Origin of the sequence: Curtobacterium sp. MCLR17_040, from assembly GCF_003234735.1 — a bacterium.
Taxonomy (GTDB): Bacteria; Actinomycetota; Actinomycetes; order Actinomycetales; family Microbacteriaceae; genus Curtobacterium; species Curtobacterium flaccumfaciens.
The window spans coordinates 90,512-111,515 of the sequence record NZ_QKTE01000002.1 but is presented as its reverse complement, the minus strand read 5'-3'; the positions used below and the strand labels follow the sequence as shown (position 1 = coordinate 111,515).

The window sequence follows — 21,004 nt, the reverse complement described above, 5'->3', positions numbered from 1 at the left end:
ACAACGCCGCGCACAGGCTGGTTCAGCCCTCGAGGTCCTCTACCCCGAGCTCACCGAGGATCCGGTTGAGGTCGTCGCCGTTCGCAAAGTCGATCGTGACGGAGCTCTTGCGAGCACCGACTGCGATCTTCACCCGCGTGTTCAAGCGATCACCGAGCCGTTCAGCGAGATCGTTGAAGTGTGCCTGGCGCTTGGACGGCTCGGTCTTCGGCTTCGCCGGCGGCGTCTTCGCGGAGAGTTGCTGCGCGATCGCCTCAGCAGCACGGACGGACAGGTCCTCGTTGACGATCTTCTCGGCCAGGTACTCCATCGCCTCGGCGTCCGGAGCGGCGAGGATGGCGCGAGCATGTCCGGCAGAGAGCACGCCTGCGGCCACTCGCCGCTGCACGGGGGAGGGGAGCCGCAGGAGTCGGATCGTGTTCGTGATCTGCGGGCGCGATCGACCGATGCGCTGTCCGAGCTGTTCCTGGGTGATCCCGAAGTCCGCGAGGAGCTGCTGGTACGCCGATGCCTCTTCCAAGGGGTTGAGCTGCGCCCGGTGGAGGTTCTCCAGCAGCGCGTCGCGCAGCATCGCGTCGTCGGGGGTGTCCTTCACGATCGCCGGGATCGTGCTCAGGCCGAGTTCCTTCGTGGCCCGCAGACGACGCTCACCCATGATGAGCTCGTACTGGGGCTCGGTCCCCGTCGCGCCGGGGATCGGCCGGACGACGATGGGCTGCAGGACCCCGATCTCGCGGATCGAGTGCACGAGTTCCTGGAGCTCCTCCTCGCGGAACTCCTTCCGCGGCTGTTGCGCGTTCGGGATCACGTCCAGCGGATTGAGGTTTACGAGTCGGGCTCCCGGCACGGCCACCAGCTCGTCTGCCGTCGGAGCGGATGCCGGTGATCCACCGGTCGGGAAGAACACGTCGACGGGACGGTCCTGCTGATCGGTCGCCGTCGGGATCAGGGCGCCGATGCCTCGGCCGAGTCCGGTTCGCTTCGGTGCCATCAGTGCTTCGCTCCTCGTGCTGCGATCTCGGCGGCCGCTTCCAGGTAGGACAGCGACCCGGTGGAGTTCACGTCATACGCGACGACGCTCTGGCCGTAGCTCGGTGCTTCGCTCACGCGGACGGAGCGGGGGATCATCGCCTTGAGGACCTGGTCACCGAAATGCTCCCGGACGTCGTTCGCCACCTGGTTCGCCAGGTTCGTGCGGCCGTCGTACATGGTCAGCAGGATCGTGGAGACCCGGAGGTTCGGGTTCAGGTGTCGCTCGATCAACTCGATGTTCCGCAGCAGCTGGCTCAGTCCTTCGAGCGCGTAGTACTCGCACTGGATCGGGATGAGTACCTCTTGTGCGGCAACGAAGGCGTTGATCGTCAACAGGCCCAGCGACGGCGGGCAGTCGATGAAGACGTAGTGGTACGGCTCGTCCAGCGACTGCAGGTACATGTCGAGCGCGGTCCGGAGACGCTGCTCACGTGCCACCAGTGACACGAGCTCGATCTCGGCGCCGGCGAGGTGAATGGTGGCCGGCACACACCACAGGGTGTCCGACTCGGGGGAAGCCTGCACGGTGTCGGCCATCGGTGCCTCATCGACGATCACGTCGTAGATGCTCGCGACCTCCGCCTGGTGATCGACGCCAAGCGCGGTTGACGCGTTGCCCTGCGGATCCAGGTCGATGACCAGGACACGAGCGCCGCCATGGGCGAGGCCCGCTGCCAGGTTGACGGTCGTCGTCGTCTTGCCGACGCCACCCTTCTGGTTCGAGACGGTGATGATCCGTGTCTCAGAAGGGAGCGGGAACTGCTGCGTGGCGATCGCGCGGCGGCGACGGTTCAGGTCGGCGATCTCGCGAGCGAGCGGTGTCGACGCGTCGTAGTCGGTCGATGAACTCAACGAGTGCCTCTTCCCCGGTTCGATGTTTCACGTGGAACGCGGAGCCACTGGCGGCCGGATGACCCGGCCCGAGCCGCAGCGTCAGTCAACTGTAGCCCGGAAGACGCGGGTGGTCTCGTCGACCACACCTTCTCCGAGCTCGAGCACCTCGACATCAGAGAGGCGCTTCCGAAGGATGACCTTGCGGGCCTTCTCGATCTCTTCGTCGACCCGCGCACCCTTCATCAGGATGAGCTGGCCGCCGGAGCGAACCAGCGGCACGGTGAGAGGGATGAGCTTCGACAGGGCGCTGACGGCGCGTGCGGTGACCTGGTCGACCACGACGTCGTCCGCTACGTCCTCAGCACGGCCACGGAGCACCGTGACGTTCTGCAGGCCGAGCCGATCGGACTCACTGCGAAGCCAATCCGTCCGGCGCTCCATCGGCTCGATGAGGACGAACTCGACGTCCGGACGGGCGATCGCGAGCACGAGACCCGGCAATCCTGCTCCTGAACCGACGTCGGCAACGCGACCCCGGGCCTCCAGGAGGGGTGCGAGCAACGCCGAATTGAGGATGTGTCGCGTCCACAGGCGGGGCAGCTCGAGCGGTCCGATCAGGCCCAGCTCCTCACCCCGCCGCGCGAGCTCGTTGGTGAACGAGCGCGCAACCTCGATCTGGTCACCGAAGAGTGCTGCAGCCGCCGCGGGCTCAGCATCGAGCACCGGTGCTGCGTCGTTCGGGACGGGTGCGTCCGTCATCGGGTGACGACCGTGTGGCGGTCCCGACCCTCACCCTCGGACTCCGAGTGGAAGCCCTTCTCAGCGACCAGGTCGTGGACGAGCTTGCGCTCGTACGACGACATCGGGGGGAGCGCAGCCGACGACGACCCGGCTTCGATGCGCTCGACAGCGGTGTCCACGAGCCGCTGCAGCTCGTCAGCACGGGCATCCCGCGAGCCACCGACGTCGAGGATGAGCCGGCTGAACTCGCCGGTCTCCGCCTGCACAGCGATCCGGGTGAGCTCCTGCAGCGCCGTCACGGTGTCGGGCTTCGACAGCACGCGGAGTGCCTCGCCGTCATCGGTGACGGACAGGTACACCCGACCGGCGCGTTCCTCGATCTCGATGTCGCCGTCGAGGTCGCAGATGTCGAGGAGTTCCTCGATGTAGTCCGCTGCGATGTCCGCTTCGTCGCGGGCGTCCTCGGTCTCGGTCTCCGTCGTCTCGACGGCGCCTGCGGTGTCCTGCTCGGTCACTTACTTCTTCCCGTTCTTCTTCTGGCGCTGCTTGCCGACCGGCTGCTGACGCTGGGTGGTGACGCGCACGGGCTCGATCTCCGTCGCACCGGCGCCGGCACCGGCCTCGGCCAGGACCGGGGTGGCGGTCCCGCGACGCTGTGCCTTCTTGGCCAGGCGGGCTTCACGAGCCAGAGCGGCTTCGGAACCGGGGGTCGGCATGCTGCGGATGACGAAGTACTGCTGCGCCATCGTCCAGAGGTTCGAGGCCAGCCAGTAGAACATGACGCCGAGGGGGAAGCTCAGACCCGAGATCACGAAGACCAGCGGGAGGATGTACAGCATCATCTTCTGCTGGCGGTACATCGGAGACTCCTTGGTCTCCGGCGACATGTTCTTGGCGACGAGCTGCAGCTGCGTGATGAACTGCGACGCCGTCATCACGACGATCATGAAGCCCGCGATCGCACGGACCTCCCACCCGGAGGCGTTCGTGAAGGTCTCGTGCAGCGGAGCACCGAACAGAGCCGCGTTGCCGAACGACCCCGCGAGGTCGTTCGTCAGCAGGCCGATGCCCGTCTTGTTGATCTGGGCCTCGTGGAGCACCGAGTACAGCGAGAAGAAGATCGGCATCTGCAGCAGCAGGGGCAGGCAGGAGCTGAGCGGGTTGGTCCCGGTCTCCTTGTAGAGCGCCATCGTCTCGCGGCTCATGGCCTCACGCGAGAACTGGTCCTTCTTGCCCTTGTACTTGTCCTGGATCTTCTTGAGCTGCGGCGCGACCTCGAGCATGCGGCGCTGCGACTTGATCTGCCGGACGAAGATCGGGATCAGCGCTGCGCGCACCACGAACGTCAGGAAGATGATCGAGAGCACCCATGTGATGCCCTCGTTCGGGTCCATGCCGATGCTCTCGAAGATCCAGTGGAAGCCGACGAGGATGGCCGAGACCACCCATTTGAGCGGCCAGAGGACGAATCCGATGATGTCCATGGGGACGGCTACGCCTTTCGAGTGCGCTGGGGGAGCAGGACCGGCCGGGCCGTTCCGACCGCGGGGTGCGGCTGCTGCGGGATCGGCGCGAGGACGAACCCGAACCGGTTGACGACGAACGGGTGACGGCGTTCCTTGACGTCGTCGATGCCACCAGCAGCCCAGGGGTTGCAACGGGCGATGCGCCAGGCGCCCATGGCGGATCCGCGGACGACCCCGTACTGCTGGATCGCGTCGAGGGCGTACCGGGAGCACGACGGGTGGTAGCGGCAGACGTTGCCGTACAGCGGGGAGATCACCGCACGGTAGGCCCGGAGCACGACGACGCACGCGTTGCGTGGGAGCAACGCGATGACCCAGGCAAGCCGGGTCCACAGAGTGCGGTTCATGCTGCCTTCTCCACCCCGCGCGCGAAGGAGCGCGTGACGTCTTCGAGCAGGGTAGGCCATCCGGCCTGCGATGCGGCTGGCAGTACACGGACCACCACGTCGAAGCCCTGGGGGGTCTCGGCGAGCAGGTCGTGCGCGATCGCCTTGAGCCGCCGCCTGATCAGGTTCCGGATCACGGCGTTCCCCACCGTCTTCGCGACGATGAAGCCGAACCGCGTCGGTCCGTTGCGGTCGACCGGCTGACGGACCACGGACACGACCACGTGCGCCGTGGCGCTCTTGCGACCACGACGCACGACGTTCCGGTAGTCATCCCCGCGCACGATGCGGTTGGCGCTGGCCAACACTGCGACGCCGGGGTCAGACCGAGGACCGGATCAGGCGATGAGCCTGATCAGGCCGAGAGCTCGGTACGGCCCTTGGCGCGACGCGCCGACAGGATGGCGCGGCCGGCACGCGTCCGCATGCGGAGGCGGAAGCCGTGCTTCTTGGCGCGGCGGCGGTTGTTCGGCTGGAAGGTGCGCTTGCTCATGATGTTCTCCACACGGCTGCTCGCGGCGAGCCGTCACGTATGTGTAGCCGTCCGGGTGTCGAACGACGCAGATGGGCGCGACCAAAGGGCCGCAGTCAACTGGTTAACGGTACGTGACAGCGGCGAGCAGGTCAAACCCCGCCCGGACCGCTTGCGTCGGTGCCGTCGGTTCTGCCGTCGCTCGAGCCCATTCTCCACATTGGGGACAACTTCCGTTCGGTGGGACTCGGTCCGGTCCTTTACAGTGGTGTGATCGATCGCCCCGATGGCCGGTACGACAGGGAAGTACTCCTGTCGGACGGCTCGAGGTGGTCGTGGACAACACTGTGGACAACCCTGTGGGAACCTCCGCGGCAACGAGGCGTCGACGAAGCCCCCGGAGCCACCGACGATCCGCCGGCGACGACCTGGTCCCGAGTGCGGTCGCCGAGGACGCCACGGCATGTCCGACCCCGCAGGACGCACCCTCGTCCGGCAGCGAACGCACGACACGACCCCTGGAGACGAGCGCGACATGACGATGCCGGCCGACCCCGTCGAGGACCTCTGGTCATCCGTACTCGGACTCCTCGCCGAGGACCCCCGCATCACGCCGCAGCTCCACGGGTTCCTGAACCTGGTCGAGCCGAAGGGCGTGCTCGCCGGCACCCTGTACCTCGAGGTCCCGAACGACCTGACCCGGGGCATGCTCGAACAGCGCATCCGCATCCCGATCACCGAGGCGGTCGGTCGCATCGGTGACGACTCGGTCGCGAACTTCGCCATCACCGTCAACCCGGACATGGCGTCGGAGCCGCGGGTGGACCCGAACGTCCCCGATTACGCCGAGCCCGTGCAGGAAGCCGTCGAGCAGAGTGCCGCTCCGCGCCAGTACATCGAGGCGCCGTTCGTCCCGAGCCAGATCGACTCTCCCGGCACCAGCGGTCGGCCCGAGTCGCGACTCAACCCGAAGTACAACTTCGACAACTTCGTCATCGGGTCGTCGAACCGGTTCGCCCACGCCGCAGCGGTGGCCGTGGCCGAGGCACCGGCCAAGGCCTACAACCCGCTCTTCATCTACGGGGACTCCGGGCTGGGCAAGACCCACCTGCTCCACGCCATCGGGCACTACGCCGAGAGCCTCTACCCGGGGATCCGCGTCCGGTACGTGTCGAGCGAGGAGTTCACCAATGACTTCATCAACTCGATCGCGAACAACCGCTCGAACCAGTTCCAGCAGCGGTACCGCGACATCGACATCCTGCTGATCGACGACATCCAGTTCCTGCAGGGGAAGGACTCCACGCAGGAGGCCTTCTTCCACACGTTCAACACGCTGCACGACCACAACAAGCAGGTCGTCATCACGTCCGACGTCGCGCCGAAGCACCTGACCGGGTTCGAGGACCGGATGCGATCGCGCTTCGAGTGGGGCCTGATCACCGACGTGCAGGCGCCCGAGCTCGAGACGCGCATCGCGATCCTCCGCAAGAAGGCACAGTCCGACCACCTGCAGGTGCCCGACGACATCCTCGAGTTCATGGCGTCGAAGGTGTCGAGCAACATCCGCGAGCTCGAGGGCACCCTGATCCGGGTCACGGCGTTCGCCAGCCTGAACCGGACGGCCGTGGACATGGCCCTGGTGCAGACGGTCCTCAAGGACCTGATCACCCTCGACGAGGACAACGTCGTCGCGCCGACGGACATCATCAACCACACCGCGGAGTACTTCAAGCTCTCCGTCGACGACCTGTACGGGTCGTCCCGCTCCCAGGCGATCGCCACGGCACGACAGATCGCGATGTACCTGTGCCGCGAGCTGACGAGTCTGTCCCTGCCCAAGATCGGGCAGCTGTTCGGCAACCGCGACCACACCACGGTGATGTACGCGAACAAGAAGATCACCGAGCTGATGAAGGAGCGTCGGTCGATCTACAACCAGGTCACCGAGCTCACCAGCCGCATCAAGCAGGACCGCCGTTACCGCTGAGATCGGCCCGTTCCCGGCCCCATCCACCATCTGAGACGGTTCCATGGGCCGGACTTCTCACAGTGTGGATAGCCTGTGGATAACTGTGGAGGACACGCCGCCCGGTTGTACACAGGTGGGGGGTCACCTGTGGAGACTGGGGATGGAAGTGGATAGATGAGATTCATTCATCCCGTTAACGCTCACACACCGCTCACAAGTCACAAGCGTGTAGTTCCCTACTGCCGAGCGGGATGCACAGGGTTATCCACAGTGTGCACAGGCGTTAACACCATTACTCCTGGTTAACGATCAATCTCTGCGGGACAACCCTGTGGACGGCGGGATGACAAGAAATCCGGCCCTCGTCCGCCTGTGCCAGAATGGGGCGGCCGGACAGTCCAAGCCGATCGACAGGGGTTCCAGCTGTGAAGTTCGAGGTCAACCGGGACGTCTTCTCCGAAGCCGTCTCCTTCGCAGTGAAGCTCCTCCCGCAGCGCACGACCCTCCCGATCCTGTCGGGCGTCCTCATCCACGCCGATGGCGATCGTCTGACGCTCTCCTCGTTCGACTACGAGGTGTCGGCGCAGACGTCCATCTCGGCCCAGATCGACGAGCCGGGCACGGTCCTGGTCTCCGGTCGACTGCTGAACGACATCGCGAGCCGGCTGCCGAACGCCCCGGTGTCGTTCACCACCGAGGACGCCAAGATCTCCGTCTCCTGCGGATCGGCGCACTTCACACTGCTGTCCATGCCGGTCGAGGAGTACCCGACGCTGCCGGAGATCGGCCCGCAGACCGGTGTGATCCCCGGCGACGCGTTCTCCGAAGCGGTGTCCCAGGTCGCCGTCGCCGCCAGCCGCGACGACGTCACCCCCGTCATCACGGGCGTGCAGCTCGAGGTCGGCGACAACGACCTCTCCCTCATCGCGACGGACCGCTACCGCGTCGCCGTCCGCACCATCGCGTGGGACTCCGGCCGAGTCGGCTCGGACCCCCTGCACGCACTGGTCCCGGCCCGCACCCTGCAGGAGGTCGGCCGCACGTTCGGTTCGGCGTCCACGGTGTCGGTGTCGATCAGCGGCAACTCCGACCGCGAGCTCATCGCGTTCCACGCCGACGACAAGACCGTGACGTCGTTGCTCATCAAGGGCAACTACCCGCCGGTCCGCCGGCTCTTCCCCGAGACCGTCAACGACCACGCGGTGATCAACACCGCGGAGCTCGTCGAAGCGGTCCGACGGGTCTCCCTCGTCCTGGAGCGCGAAGCGGCGCTCCGGTTCTCCTTCACGGTCGACGGGCTCACGCTCGAGGCGATCGGATCCGAACAAGCGCAGGCGTCAGAGTCGATCAGTGCGTTGTTGACCGGCGAGGAAACGGTGGTCTCGTTGAAGCCCGCCTTCCTCCTGGACGGACTGAACGCGGTGCACTCCGAGTTCGTCCGCATCTCCTTCACCAAGACGGAGAACCCCAACAAGCCGGGCCCGGTGCTGATCACCGGCCAGACTTCGCAAGAGGCCGCAGCGACCGATGGATACCGGTACCTGCTGCAGCCGAACCTGCTGCTGCGATAGGCGCAACAGGCAACCTGCGCTGGCGCACACCACCGGCAGCATCAGCGCGACGACGAACAGAAGAGGAAATCATGCACATCGGTCTTGTCGGCCTTGGTCGCATGGGCAACAACATGCGTGCCCGTCTCCGCAACGCAGGGATCGAGGTCACCGGGTACGACGCGAACCCCGCCGTCTCGGACGTCGCCGACCTCGGCGCCCTCGCCGCTGCCCTCCCGGAGGGCAAGCGTCTCGTGTGGGTCATGGTCCCGCACGGCAAGATCACCGACGACGTGATCACCGACCTGGCCGGCGTCCTCGGCGAGGGCGACCTGGTCATCGACGGTGGCAACTCGAAGTGGCTGGACGACACCACGCACGCCGAGCAGCTCGCTGCGCGCGGCATCCGCTACATGGACGTCGGCGTCTCCGGTGGCGTCTGGGGCAAGGACAACGGCTACGGCCTCATGGTCGGCGGTGACGCCGCGGACGTCGAGTTCGCGATGCCCGTGTTCGACGCGCTGCGCCCCGAGGGTCCCCGTGAAGAGGGCTTCTCGCACGCCGGCCCGATCGGCGCCGGCCACTACGCGAAGATGGTCCACAACGGCATCGAGTACGCGATCATGCAGGCGTACGGCGAGGGCTACGAGCTCCTCGAAGCCAAGGACCTGATCACCGACGTCCCCGCCGTGTTCGCCGGCTGGCAGCGCGGAACGGTCGTCCGTTCCTGGCTGCTCGACCTGATGGTGCTCGCGCTGAACGAGGACCCGAAGCTCGACGAGCTCGAGGGCTACGTCGAGGACTCGGGCGAGGGCCGCTGGACGCTCGAAGAGGGCATCGAGCTCGCCGTGCCGATGCCGGCGCTCTCGGCGTCGATCTTCGCGCGCTTCGTCTCGCGCCAGGGCAGCGCCTCGCCGACGATGAAGGCCGTCGCGGCGCTCCGCAACCAGTTCGGCGGTCACGCCGTCAAGAAGTCCTAGGACTTCCCGGGGGAACCCGGACTCGGCCCGCGTGCACGTCGACCATCTCCAACTGACCGACTTCCGGAACTACCGGGAGGCGGACGTCGACCTCGCACGCGGGCCGAACCTGTTCGTCGGGCGCAACGGACAGGGCAAGACCAACCTGGTCGAGGCGATCGGGTACCTCTCCACCCTCGGCTCGCACCGCGTCCCCACCGACGCAGCGCTCGTCCGCCAAGGATGCGACGCCGCGATCGTCCGGGCTCGACTCGCGCACGAGGACCGCAGCATCCTCGCCGAGGTGCAGATCAACCGCACCGGTGCGAACCGTGCGCAGGTGAACCGCTCCGCGATCAAACCGCGCGAGCTGCCGCGCTACTGCACGAGCGTGCTCTTCGCCCCGGAGGACCTCGCCCTCGTGCGGGGCGAGCCGGCCGGGCGACGCCGGATGCTCGACGAGCTCCTCGGCCAGATCGCACCGCGGATGCAGGGCGTGCTCGCCGACTACGACCGCACGCTCCGCCAGCGGAACACCCTGCTCAAGTCGGCCCGTGCCACCGGCGCGAAGGCGAACGCCCTGTCGACGCTCGACGTCTGGGACGACCGGCTCGTCGGACTCGGCGCCGAGATCGTCGCGGCGCGTGACCACCTGACCCGGCGGCTCGCACCCTTCGTGGCCGAGGCCTACGCGACCGTCGCCGGCGAGCACCACGACGCCTCGATCACCGGCGTCCTGTCCATCCGCGGTGGCGACCCCGAGTCCGCGACGGCGACCGACCCCGTGCTCGGGACCCCCGACGAGCCCGTCACGGTCGCGTCGGCTGCCGAAGCGTTCGCGGCCGCCCTCGAGCGCCGTCGCCGGGACGAACTCGACCGCGGGCTCACCCTCGTCGGACCGCACCGGGACGACGTTCTGTTCCAACTCAACGGGTTACCGGCCCGCGGGTACGCGAGTCACGGCGAATCCTGGTCCTTCGCGCTGGCCATCCAGCTCGCGAGCGCCTCGATCCTGCGCGCCGAGTCGAACCTGGGCGACCCGATCATCATCCTCGACGACGTCTTCGCCGAACTCGACGAATCGCGGCGGGAACGGTTGGCGAACGCCGTCGCCGACTACGAGCAGGTGCTCATCACGGCCGCGGTCTTCGGTGACGTGCCCGGGAAGCTAGCGGCGCACACCGTGCGGATCGAGGCGGGCACGATCGTGACCGACGAGGCGGACGCGACCCGGGCCTCCAGTCCGGCGACGGACGCGACGGACGGGACCGACGCGATCGACGCGGCGGACGCGACCGTCGCGGACAGCAAGACGGACCCGACCGAAGCCGACGCCTGATGCCGAAGCCCCGCAAGCCCACCGAACCCTCGCAGGTGTACCGCCACCTGCGCGCGGTGTTCGGCGACCCGTCCAAGCGCGGCACCGATGCCCGCCGCCGCCGTGCCCGCGAGTTCGACGCCGACACCGTGCCGTACGGGCGCGGCCGCGAGCCGAAGGGCCTCGCGGACATCGTCGGTTCGCTCGCTCAGGAACTCGGTTGGACCGAACCCCTCGCCCGCTCCGAGCTCTTCGTGGACTGGCCGAGCGTCGTCGGCGAGGAGCTGGCGAAGCACTCCCGACCGGTCACCATCGAGGACGGCGCACTCGTCATCCGGTGCGACTCGACGGCCTGGGCGACCCAGCTCCGACTGATGCGTGCGACGGTCACGACGACCATCGCGGAACGGCACCCCGAAGCCGGGGTCGAGTCGATCAGGGTTTCCGGCCCGGACGCCCCCACGTGGAAACGCGGCCCCAGAACGGTCCAGGGGCGCGGTCCTCGCGACACCTACGGTTGAGGCGACGAAATCATCCTGGAGTGCCAGAAAAGCCCGTCTGCGGGGCAGATGAGCCCTCGAAAGAGGGGGCTCTGCGGTAGACTGGGAGGTGCAGTGCGCGGGCGTTCCGCGCGCAGGCAGGAGCACGCTCGACATGGCAGCAGAATCTGAAGACGACCGGCAGAACCCGCTCGGCGCGGAGACCCCGCAGAGCGAACCGTCCTACGGCGCAGACCAGATTCAGGTGCTCGAGGGGCTCGAGGCCGTCCGCAAGCGCCCGGGTATGTACATCGGTTCGACCGGCCCTCGCGGCCTGCACCACCTGGTCCAGGAGATCGTCGACAACTCCGTCGACGAAGCCCTCGCCGGGTACTGCGACACCATCGACGTGAGCATCCGTGAAGACGGTGGCGTCCGCGTCGTCGACAACGGCCGTGGCATCCCGGTCGACGTCCACGCGGCCGAGGGGGTCTCGACCCTGCAGGTCGTCCTCACCGTCCTGCACGCCGGCGGCAAGTTCGGCGGTGGCGGCTACGCCGTCTCCGGCGGTCTGCACGGCGTCGGTTCGTCGGTCGTGAACGCGCTGAGCTCCGAGCTCGACGTCGAGGTCCGTCGCCAGGGCCACGTCTGGCGCCAGAGCTACACCGACGGTGTCCCCGTCGCGCCCGTCTCCAAGGACGAAGAGACCGACGAGACCGGCACGACGATCACGTTCTGGCCGAACGCCGAGATCTTCGAGTCCGTCGTCTTCGACTACGAGACCCTGCGCACGCGGTTCCAGCAGATGGCCTTCCTGAACAAGGGCCTGCGGATCAACCTCCGCGACGAGCGCGCCCCGGAAGAAGGGGAAGAGGCCCGCAACGACACCTTCATGTACGAGCGTGGTCTCGCCGACTACGTCGAGTACATCAACGCGCAGAAGAAGGCCGACCTCGTCCACCCGGACGTCATCGGCTTCGAGTCCGAGGACCCGGAGCGCAAGATCGCGCTCGAGGTCGCGATGCAGTGGAACACCTCGTACCAGGAGAGCGTCCACACCTTCGCGAACACGATCAACACGCACGAGGGCGGCACCCACGAAGAGGGCTTCCGTGCCGCACTGACGACCCTCGTCAACCGCTACGCGCGCGAGACGAAGATCATCAAGGAGAAGGACGACAACCTCACGGGTGACGACATCCGCGAAGGGCTGACGGCCGTCATCTCCGTGAAGCTCGGCGAGCCGCAGTTCGAGGGGCAGACGAAGACCAAGCTCGGCAACACCGAGGCGAAGTCGTTCGTGCAGCGCGTCGTCGGCACCGAGCTGACCCACTGGTTCGAGAGCAACCCGACGCAGGCACGCGACGTCGTCCGCAAGGCGATCCAGGCGTCGCAGGCGCGGCTCGCCGCCCGCAAGGCGCGCGAGACCACCCGCCGCAAGGGGCTGCTCGAGTCGGGCGGCATGCCCGGCAAGCTCAAGGACTGCCAGTCGAAGGACCCGACGGTGTCGGAGATCTTCATGGTCGAGGGTGACTCCGCCGGCGGTTCCGCCGTGCAGGGCCGCAACCCGATGACCCAGGCGATCCTGCCCCTGCGCGGCAAGATCCTGAACGTCGAGAAGGCCCGGCTCGACCGCGCCCTCGCCAACCAGGAGATCCAGTCGATGATCACGGCGTTCGGTGCCGGCATCGGTGAGGACTTCGACCCGGACAAGGCCCGGTACCACAAGATCGTGCTGATGGCCGATGCCGACGTCGACGGCCAGCACATCACCACACTGCTGCTCACGCTGCTGTTCCGCTACATGCGTCCGCTCATCGAGCACGGCTACGTGTACCTCGCGCAGCCGCCGCTCTACCGCCTGAAGTGGTCGAACTCGGCGCACGAGTACGTGTTCAGCGACCGGGAGCGCGACGCCCTGATGCAGGCCGGCCTCGCAGCCGGCAAGCGGATCCCGAAGGACAACGGGATCCAGCGCTACAAGGGCCTCGGCGAGATGGACTACAAGGAGCTCTGGGACACCACCATGAACCCGGACACCCGCACGCTCCTGCAGGTCACGCTCGAGGACGCGGCTGCGGTGGACAGCACCTTCTCGACGCTGATGGGTGAGGACGTCGACGCGCGTCGCCAGTTCATCCAGCAGAACGCCAAGGACGTCCGCTTCCTCGACATCTAACGGCCAGGAGGCGCGGCGTGAGCCGCGTCGACCAGTCCTGACCACCTGTGGTCGCGCCCGGCGCGACCAACGGAACCACAGCCTCCAGGCTGTCCAGAAAGGGAACGAAGCCACATGGCTGACGACAACGAGAACGGCGCCGACGAGCAGCCCGAGATCGTCCACGGCGACAGCGGGGACATCGTCGTCTCCGGTGACCGCATCTCGCAGGTCGACCTGCAGCTCGAGATGCAGCGCTCGTACCTCGACTACGCGATGTCGGTCATCGTCGGTCGTGCCCTGCCGGAGGTCCGAGACGGCCTCAAGCCGGTGCACCGCCGTGTGATCTACGCGATGTTCGACGGCGGCTACCGCCCGGACCGTGCGTTCTCGAAGTGCTCCCGCGTCGTCGGTGACGTCATGGGCCAGTTCCACCCGCACGGTGACTCGGCGATCTACGACGCCCTCGTCCGCCTGGTGCAGCCGTGGTCGCTCCGGTACCCGCTCGCGCTCGGCCAGGGCAACTTCGGTTCGCCGGGCAACGACGGCGCCGCCGCTCCGCGGTACACCGAGACGAAGATGGCGCCGCTCGCGCTCGAGATGGTCCGCGACATCGACGAGGACACCGTCGACTTCCAGGACAACTACGACGGCCGCACCCAGGAGCCGGCGATCCTGCCGGCCCGGTTCCCGAACCTGCTCGTCAACGGCTCGGTCGGCATCGCGGTCGGCATGGCCACGAACATCCCGCCGCACAACCTGCGCGAGGTCGCCGAGGGCGCCAAGTGGGCGCTCGACAACCCCGACGCCACCCGTGACGAGCTGCTCGCCGCGCTCATGCAGCGCATCAAGGGACCGGACTTCCCGACCGGTGCGCAGGTGCTCGGCACCAAGGGCATCCAGGACGCCTACCGCACCGGCCGTGGCTCGATCACGATGCGTGCCGTGGTGTCGGTGGAGGAGATCCAGGGTCGCACCTGCCTCGTCGTCACCGAGCTGCCGTACCAGGTCAACCCGGACAACCTGGCGATCAAGATCGCCGAGCTGGTCAAGGACGGCAAGCTCGCCGGTGTCGCCGACATCCGTGACGAGACCTCCGGCCGCACCGGGCAGCGCCTGGTCATCGTGCTGAAGCGTGACGCCGTCGCCAAGGTCGTGCTGAACAACCTGTACAAGCACACCCAGCTGCAGGAGAACTTCGGCGCGAACATGCTCGCGATCGTCGACGGGGTGCCCCGCACCCTGCCGCTCGACGGCTTCATCTCGGCGTGGGTCGCCCACCAGGTCGACGTCATCGTCCGCCGCACGCAGTTCCGGCTGCGCGAGGCCGAGAAGCGCGCCCACATCCTGCGTGGCTACCTGGCTGCGCTCGACGCCCTCGACGAGGTCATCGCGCTCATCCGTCGCTCGCCCGACGTCGAAGAGGCCCGCACCGGCCTGATGGACCTGCTGTCCGTCGACGAGATCCAGGCGCGCGCGATCCTCGAGCTGCAGCTCCGTCGTCTCGCCGCCCTCGAGCGTCAGAAGATCCACGACGAGGCCGAAGAGCTCGAGCGCAAGATCGCCGACTTCCAGGACATCCTCGGATCGGAGAGCCGCCAGCGCTCGATCATCCGCGACGAGTTGAGCGAGATCGTCGACCGCTTCGGCGACGACCGCCGTACCGAGATCATGTTCGGCTACGACGGCGACATGTCGATGGAAGACCTGATCCCCGAAGAGGAGATGGTCGTCACCATCACCCGCGGTGGCTACGTCAAGCGCACGCGCAGCGACCAGTACCGCTCGCAGCACCGTGGCGGTCGAGGTGTCCGTGGGGCCCAGCTCCGCGCCGACGACATCGTCGAGCACTTCTTCGTCACGACGACGCACCACTGGCTCCTGTTCCTCACCGACCAGGGCCGGGTCTACCGCGCCAAGGCGTACGAGCTGCAGGAGGCCGGCCGCGACGCGAAGGGCCAGCACGTCGCGAACCTGCTCGCGATGCAGCCCGACGAGCAGATCCAGCAGGTGCTCGACATCCGCGACTACGAGGTCGCGCAGTACCTCGTCCTCGCGACCGAGCACGGTCTGGTCAAGAAGACCGCGCTCACCGAGTACGACACGAACCGCACCGGCGGCATCATCGCGATCAACCTGCGCGACGGTGACAAGCTCCGCCAGGCGCTGCTCGTCGACGAGCACGACGACCTGCTCCTGGTGTCCCGCCAGGGCATGTCGCTCCGGTTCACGGCGACGAACGACACCCTGCGTCCGATGGGTCGCTCGACCTCGGGCGTGAAGGGCATGTCCTTCCGCGACGGCGACTCGCTGCTCGCGGCCCGGGTCGTCTCCGACGACGGCTTCGTCTGGGTGATGACCGAGGGCGGCTACGCCAAGCGCACCGCGGTCGACCAGTACCGGGTGCAGGGCCGCGGTGGTCTGGGCATCAAGGTGGCCAAGTTGGCGCTCGACCGAGGCGATCTTGTGGGCGCTCTCATCGTCGGCGAGGACGACGAGGTGCTCGTCGTGCTGCAATCGGGCAAGGTGGTAAGGTCTGCCGTGGCCGAGGTCCCTGCCAAGGGCCGTGACACGATGGGCGTCGTCTTCGCGAGGTTCGCGGAGAACGACCGGATCATCGCGGTGGCCCGGAACACCGAGCGGAACCTGGACGACCAGGACGACGCCGAGATCGAGCCCGCGGGCCCGGTGGAGACGGTCAGCCCTGCCGAAGCGGCCCCGGATTCCACTGATCCCATCGACACCGAGCCCGTCGCAGACGAGGCCGGAGAGGACCAGTCAAGCAATGAGTAGTGTCGCCGAGAAGCTCCAGAAGAAGGCGAAGCGACCCGTCGGCACCCGCCAGGTGCGGTTGCGACTGGTCTACGTCGACTTCTGGTCGATGGTGAAGCTGAGCTTCCTCATCGCCCTGGCCGGCAGCATCGTGATCGTGGTCGCCACGGCACTGGTGTGGGTCATCCTCAACCAGACGGGTGTGTTCACCCAGGTCGACGCCCTGTTGAAGGACGTCACCGGGCAGAACAGTTACTCGATCATGGACCAGTTCTCGCTGGGCCAGGTCCTCGGGTTCTCCATCGTCGTGGGCATCCTCAACGTGGTCGTCGGCACCGTGCTCGGCGCCATCGTGAGCGTGCTCTACAACCTCAGTGTTCGGATCACGGGCGGTCTGCTCGTGGGCTTCACGAACAACTGACACACCCGGGCCGGATGGGCCCACTGCTCGATTTCGTTCCGGCGGGATCGTACGGTAGGCTTTCATCCGGTCTGAGGGGCTATAGCTCAGGCGGTTAGAGCGCTTCGCTGATAACGAAGAGGTCCAAGGTTCAAGTCCTTGTAGCCCCACCAGTTCTCCGGAACAGCACGACAATTCCATCCCGTCGCCGATCACCTCGGTGGCACTCGGGGCCTTAGCTCAGTTGGTAGAGCGCCTGCTTTGCAAGCAGGATGTCGGGAGTTCGATTCTCCCAGGCTCCACTCGCATCAGCCCCTGGTTGCCGACTCCGTCGTCTGCCCAGGGGCTTCGTTCTGTGCCCATGCGCGTCGCCGCCCCTGCTGCGCGGTCGTCGCGGGCGGCTCGGTCGTCGTGTTGGTCTGCGCGCCTTCGGCGGCGCGCCGCTCCGCGATGGTCGGGTCCGCCAATCTGCCTGCGGCCGGCATCTTCTCGAGTGGTCGCGACATGCCGCGTGTGGTTCGCCGAGGTGGCTGGAACTGTCGTCTGCGCGTCCTCCAGACGACAGGTTGTGACCTTTCGGCGGCGTCCCCGGGGCGTTTCGCGTGAGCGCATGGCGGACGGGAGGCGCGGGGCCAGGCCGGCGCGGGCCTCCAGGTCGGTGGGTGGGTGCGTTCACACGCGGTGCGCAGGTTCATCGCGTGCCCGGGAACGACGAAGGGCCCCGGCAGCTGCCGGGGCCCTTCGTACGAACCGGGAGGTCAGGCGGCGGGCTTCTCCGCCGTGTCAGCGTCGTCGGCGACCCAGAGGTCGTCGTCGGCGCGGAGCGTCTGGTACGCGGCGTACGCAGCACCGGCGACGGCGACGACGCCGACGATGATGAGTGCGACTCCGCCGAAGCCGAGACCCTTCTTCTGCTGCGACGGGACGTACTTCGCGGCAGCCTTCTTCGCGCTCTTGCTCTTCTTCTGCGCGTTCTTCACGATCTTCTTGACCCGGGGGTCCTTCGCGAGGTCGGTCACGCTCAGCACCGAGCCAGCGGTCGAGACGAGTCCGGGGACCACCTCGGACTGGAACTTGTGCGAAGCGCTCTGCGCTGCCGAGGTGGCAGCGTGCACGCCGGTGGCGAACGCGGGACGGATCCCGTTGTCGATCGCGTTCTGCACGCGGGGTGCGATGTCCTTGCGAGCTGCGTCCGCGGCGTTCGACCGGGCCTCAGCCAGGATCGCGTTCGCGTGCTCGAGGACCTTGCGCTGCTCGCCGAGGAGCGAGGCGGTCTGGCCCTTGAGCTTCTTGATCTGCTTCCGACGCTTTCGCGGGATCTCGATCGTCGTCATCTGGTACCTCCATCGGATCGGCGTGACCCCATCCTGCCACCACACTGCCTGACAGGTCACGGAACCGCAGCTGTGCAATCCGTCCGCGGTCAGGAGTACATGCGAGAATCGGAACATGTCTCTGCACACCGCTGTCGCAACGATCCACACCAACAAGGGCGACATCCGCGTCAACCTGTTCGGCAACCACGCACCGAAGACCGTCAAGAACTTCGTCGACCTCGCCACGGGCCAGCAGGAGTGGACCCACCCCGGCACGGGCAAGGTCTCGACCGACAAGCTCTACGACGGCGTGATCTTCCACCGCATCATCAAGGACTTCATGATCCAGGGCGGCGACCCGCTCGGCCAGGGCATCGGTGGCCCCGGGTACCGATTCGACGACGAGATCTCCCCGGAGCTCACGTTCCAGAACCCCTACATCTTCGCCATGGCGAACGCCGGCATCCAGGGCGGCCGCGGCACCAACGGCTCGCAGTTCTTCATCACCACGGTGGCGACGCCGTGGCTGCAGGGCAAGCACACCATCTTCGGTGAGGTCGCCGACGACGAGTCCCGCGCGGTCGTCGACGCGATCGAGGGCGTCCCGACCGACGGTCGTGACAAGCCCGTCGAGGACGTCGTCATCCAGAGCATCGACGTCGAAGGCGTCTGACCAGCACGTGACCGACCAGGCGTACAACCCGAACAACACCTGCTACCGGCATCCGGACCGGCAGAGCTTCGTGCTCTGCCAGCGCTGTGGGCGGACGATCTGCCCGGAGTGCCAGACGCCGGCGGCAGTCGGGGTGCACTGCCCGGAGTGCGTGCGTGAACAGCGCGCACAGTTCGCAGCGAACCGCCGAGCGTCCGGAGCCCCCAGCGGGTTCACGGTCGCTCGGCGGCGCTTCGCCATGCTCGACCAGAAGGGCACGACCGTCATCGTGGCGATCACGGTGGCGATCTGGTTGCTCGACCAGGTCAGCGGGCGGTTCTTCACGAGCTTGCTCGCCTACAACTCGTTCCTGCTGCCGACGCAGCCCTGGCGTGTGGTGACCTCGCTGTTCGTGCACTCGGGCATCTTCCACATCCTGTTCAACATGTGGGCGCTCTGGATCTTCGGTCGGATGCTCGAGAACATGCTCGGCACCTGGCGGTTCGTGGCGCTGTACTTCATCACGGGGATCTTCGGGTCCATGCTCGTCACCTTCCTGGCGCCGGGGACGACCGTGCTGGGCGCTTCGGGTGCCATCTTCGGGCTGTTCGCCGCGTTCTTCGTGCTGCAGCGCAGCCTGGGGAACAACGCGGTGCAGCTCCTCGTGCTCATGGGACTGAACCTGGTCATCGGGTTCCTGCCCGGCGTCAACATCTCGTGGCAGGCGCACGTGGGCGGGATCATCGGCGGCTTCCTGATGGGCTTCGTCTTCGCACAGACGCGCAACATCCGGAAGCGTCCGCTGCAGATCGCGCTGATCATCGGCGCGGCGGTGCTCGGCATCGCGCTCACCGCTGTGGGGTACGCGGTCACGATCGGCTGACACCGCCACAACGCTCCCCGAACGCCCCGTCGCACTGCGGCGGGGCGTTCGTCGTTCCCAGGGCTGCCCGCGTCCTGCTCATCCACAGCTGTCCACAGCAGCACTGGGAGTTATCCACAGGTGTGGAGAAGTCGGTGAGTTACACCAGTGTGATTATCCCCACTGTGGAATCGGTTGTGGATAACTCCGGGGTCGGGGTGTGGATGACGGTGTGGAGAGTGGGGAAAAGTGTGGAGAACGGCGGGATCCTCGAGGATGTGCGTTCCCGGAGCGCTCGAGCTTGTGGAGAACGACGACGCCCGCCGCACCTTGCGGTGCGACGGGCGTCGGGAGAACAGTGGGCTGGGGGTCAGCGCCACCGGGTGGTCATGAGGAAGCCGACGAACATGATGCCGAAGCCGACGACGATGTTCCACGAGCCGAGGCTCGGAACCGGCAGCGTGGCGTTCGAGATGTAGAAGACGATCACCCACACCAGACCGATGAGCATGAAGCCGAACATGACCGGCTTGAACCACACCGGGTTGGGGGCGTCCCCCGCGGTGTCGACCGAGTCAGCTCGGGTCGTCCGGGCGGGCTTGGTGCGGTCCTTGTCCTTGGCCATGGCCGGTATCCTACCGTGACCACGTGTGTGGATCGGCCCGCGGACCGCCGCACACATCCCCCACGAGTACGGTGAACCGCCATGACCAGGATCCTCGTCGTCGACAACTACGACAGCTTCGTCTACACGCTCAACGGGTACGTGCAGCAGCTCGGCGCTGAGACCGACGTCGTGCGCAACGATGCCTTCCCCGAGTCCGAGATCGCCGACCGCATCGCCGAGTACGACGGCGTGCTCCTGTCGCCCGGTCCGGGAACACCGGCGGCTGCCGGCGTCTCGATCCCCACGGTGCACGCGGCCATCGCCGCCGAGACCCCGCTGCTCGGTGTCTGCCTGGGGCACCAGGCCATCGCGGAGGCGCTCGGCGCCACGGTCACGCACGCCGAGGAGCTCATGCACGGCAAGACCTCCGAGGTCGACCACGACGACAGCGCGCTCTTCGCCGGCGTCCCGCACCCCTTCACGGCCACGCGGTACCACTCGCTCGCGATCGTCGACGGCACCGTCCCCGACGAGCTCACCGTGACCGCGCGGACCGAGGGCGGGGTCATCATGGGCGTCCAGCACCGCGCGCACCCCGTGTTCGGCGTGCAGTTCCACCCCGAGTCGGTCCTGACCGAGGGTGGGTACCGCATGGTCGGCAACTGGCTCGAGACCACCGGGCTGTCGGGAGCCGCCGAACGCGCCGCCGACCTCGGGCCGCTCATCGCGACGCACCGCGCCTGACGAACTCCCGCGGCGGCAGACGCCGTCGTGTCATCGAGACGCCGCCGGATCCGGCGGCGTCTCGTGCGTTCCGGGGCGTCGTGCCGACACGACGGCGTCTTCCGGCACTGGACCGAACCGTCTGCGTGACGTGCGGTCGGTTGCGGGCGGGCACCGTGCCTCCAGGCCGTCAGGAGCGGAGGCGACGAGCAGGCGTGCCTGTGGGCACGGAGGACGGACTGGAG

21 protein-coding genes and 2 tRNA genes are annotated in these 21,004 nt (G+C 67.3%); 13 read left to right on the top strand and 10 right to left on the bottom strand.

Translation table 11 applies throughout. The features are described 5' to 3' along the window. Positions 1-22 precede the first annotated feature (22 nt). The 8 genes from DEJ01_RS02505 to rpmH form a co-directional block, all read right to left on the bottom strand. Positions 23-991 carry a ParB/RepB/Spo0J family partition protein gene (locus DEJ01_RS02505; protein ID WP_111092123.1) on the bottom strand — a complete coding sequence of 323 codons (969 nt, stop codon included), beginning with the start codon at positions 989-991 and terminating at the stop codon, positions 23-25. Beyond that, positions 991-1,884, bottom strand: a complete 894-nt coding sequence (locus tag DEJ01_RS02500; RefSeq protein WP_269149421.1) for a ParA family protein — start codon at positions 1,882-1,884, stop codon at positions 991-993. The genes DEJ01_RS02505 and DEJ01_RS02500 overlap by 1 nt, the downstream gene beginning before the upstream one ends. An 81-nt stretch (positions 1,885-1,965) precedes the next feature. Then, a complete protein-coding gene (rsmG, locus tag DEJ01_RS02495) occupies positions 1,966-2,625 on the bottom strand; it encodes a 16S rRNA (guanine(527)-N(7))-methyltransferase RsmG (RefSeq protein ID WP_111092122.1) in 660 nt (219 codons plus the stop codon). Continuing rightward, complete coding sequence (locus DEJ01_RS02490) at positions 2,622-3,122, bottom strand: R3H domain-containing nucleic acid-binding protein (RefSeq protein WP_110863687.1); 501 nt, start codon at positions 3,120-3,122, stop codon at positions 2,622-2,624. The genes rsmG and DEJ01_RS02490 overlap by 4 nt, the downstream gene beginning before the upstream one ends. Then, positions 3,123-4,091, bottom strand: coding sequence for a membrane protein insertase YidC (gene yidC, locus DEJ01_RS02485; RefSeq protein ID WP_111045691.1), 969 nt, complete (start codon positions 4,089-4,091; stop codon positions 3,123-3,125). 8 nt (positions 4,092-4,099) lie between these two features. Continuing rightward, on the bottom strand, positions 4,100-4,480 hold the full coding sequence (yidD, locus tag DEJ01_RS02480) for a membrane protein insertion efficiency factor YidD (RefSeq protein ID WP_017887819.1): 381 nt from the start codon (positions 4,478-4,480) through the stop codon (positions 4,100-4,102). Beyond that, positions 4,477-4,827, bottom strand: a complete 351-nt coding sequence (gene rnpA / locus DEJ01_RS02475) for a ribonuclease P protein component (protein ID WP_111092121.1) — start codon at positions 4,825-4,827, stop codon at positions 4,477-4,479. Before rnpA ends, yidD begins: the two co-directional genes overlap by 4 nt. A 47-nt stretch (positions 4,828-4,874) precedes the next feature. Next, the gene (rpmH, locus tag DEJ01_RS02470; RefSeq protein ID WP_022889115.1) at positions 4,875-5,012 is read right to left on the bottom strand and encodes a 50S ribosomal protein L34; all 138 of its coding nucleotides are present in this window, start codon (positions 5,010-5,012) and stop codon (positions 4,875-4,877) included. A 514-nt stretch (positions 5,013-5,526) separates the two neighbouring features. Between rpmH and dnaA the strand changes: the two genes are divergently transcribed. The 10 genes from dnaA to DEJ01_RS02420 all read left to right on the top strand — a co-directional run bounded on the left by dnaA (position 5,527) and on the right by DEJ01_RS02420 (position 16,901). After that, positions 5,527-6,981 (top strand): chromosomal replication initiator protein DnaA, encoded by a 1,455-nt coding sequence (gene dnaA, locus DEJ01_RS02465; RefSeq protein WP_111092250.1) that lies wholly within the window; start codon positions 5,527-5,529, stop codon positions 6,979-6,981. A 407-nt stretch (positions 6,982-7,388) separates the two neighbouring features. Beyond that, a complete protein-coding gene (gene dnaN / locus DEJ01_RS02460) occupies positions 7,389-8,534 on the top strand; it encodes a DNA polymerase III subunit beta (RefSeq protein WP_027466916.1) in 1,146 nt (381 codons plus the stop codon). 71 nt (positions 8,535-8,605) lie between these two features. Further along, a complete protein-coding gene (gene gnd / locus DEJ01_RS02455; RefSeq protein WP_071404132.1) occupies positions 8,606-9,493 on the top strand; it encodes a phosphogluconate dehydrogenase (NAD(+)-dependent, decarboxylating) in 888 nt (295 codons plus the stop codon). A gap of 31 nt (positions 9,494-9,524) precedes the next feature. Further along, the gene (gene recF / locus DEJ01_RS02450) at positions 9,525-10,811 is read left to right on the top strand and encodes a DNA replication/repair protein RecF (RefSeq protein ID WP_111092120.1); all 1,287 of its coding nucleotides are present in this window, start codon (positions 9,525-9,527) and stop codon (positions 10,809-10,811) included. Next, a complete protein-coding gene (locus DEJ01_RS02445; protein WP_027466919.1) occupies positions 10,811-11,311 on the top strand; it encodes a DUF721 domain-containing protein in 501 nt (166 codons plus the stop codon). Before recF ends, DEJ01_RS02445 begins: the two co-directional genes overlap by 1 nt. Before the next feature lie 133 nt (positions 11,312-11,444). Continuing rightward, on the top strand, positions 11,445-13,448 hold the full coding sequence (gene gyrB, locus DEJ01_RS02440; RefSeq protein ID WP_071404134.1) for a DNA topoisomerase (ATP-hydrolyzing) subunit B: 2,004 nt from the start codon (positions 11,445-11,447) through the stop codon (positions 13,446-13,448). Between the two features lie 114 nt (positions 13,449-13,562). Continuing rightward, positions 13,563-16,220 (top strand): DNA gyrase subunit A, encoded by a 2,658-nt coding sequence (gyrA, locus tag DEJ01_RS02435; RefSeq protein WP_111092119.1) that lies wholly within the window; start codon positions 13,563-13,565, stop codon positions 16,218-16,220. Beyond that, positions 16,213-16,620 (top strand): DUF3566 domain-containing protein, encoded by a 408-nt coding sequence (locus DEJ01_RS02430; protein WP_027466922.1) that lies wholly within the window; start codon positions 16,213-16,215, stop codon positions 16,618-16,620. Before gyrA ends, DEJ01_RS02430 begins: the two co-directional genes overlap by 8 nt. Positions 16,621-16,695: 75 nt before the next feature. Beyond that, positions 16,696-16,772 (top strand) — tRNA-Ile (locus DEJ01_RS02425). A 56-nt stretch (positions 16,773-16,828) separates the two neighbouring features. After that, positions 16,829-16,901 (top strand) — tRNA-Ala (locus DEJ01_RS02420). 456 nt (positions 16,902-17,357) lie between these two features. Here the strand turns inward: DEJ01_RS02420 and DEJ01_RS02415 are convergent. Next, positions 17,358-17,933 carry a hypothetical protein gene (locus DEJ01_RS02415; RefSeq protein WP_051597033.1) on the bottom strand — a complete coding sequence of 192 codons (576 nt, stop codon included), beginning with the start codon at positions 17,931-17,933 and terminating at the stop codon, positions 17,358-17,360. 115 nt (positions 17,934-18,048) lie between these two features. Here DEJ01_RS02415 and DEJ01_RS02410 point away from each other — a divergent pair, with 115 nt between their 5' ends. Beyond that, the gene (locus tag DEJ01_RS02410; RefSeq protein WP_027466924.1) at positions 18,049-18,588 is read left to right on the top strand and encodes a peptidylprolyl isomerase; all 540 of its coding nucleotides are present in this window, start codon (positions 18,049-18,051) and stop codon (positions 18,586-18,588) included. A 7-nt stretch (positions 18,589-18,595) separates the two neighbouring features. Continuing rightward, entirely contained in the window at positions 18,596-19,450 is an 855-nt protein-coding gene (locus tag DEJ01_RS02405; RefSeq protein ID WP_111028834.1) for a rhomboid family intramembrane serine protease, read from the top strand. 349 nt (positions 19,451-19,799) lie between these two features. Here the strand turns inward: DEJ01_RS02405 and DEJ01_RS02400 are convergent, their stop codons facing one another. Then, entirely contained in the window at positions 19,800-20,054 is a 255-nt protein-coding gene (locus tag DEJ01_RS02400; RefSeq protein WP_071404137.1) for a cell division protein CrgA, read from the bottom strand. 81 nt (positions 20,055-20,135) lie between these two features. On the opposite strand from DEJ01_RS02400, the gene DEJ01_RS02395 reads away from it, so the two are divergent. Beyond that, positions 20,136-20,780 carry an aminodeoxychorismate/anthranilate synthase component II gene (locus DEJ01_RS02395; RefSeq protein WP_111022494.1) on the top strand — a complete coding sequence of 215 codons (645 nt, stop codon included), beginning with the start codon at positions 20,136-20,138 and terminating at the stop codon, positions 20,778-20,780. Positions 20,781-21,004: the final 224 nt, after the last annotated feature.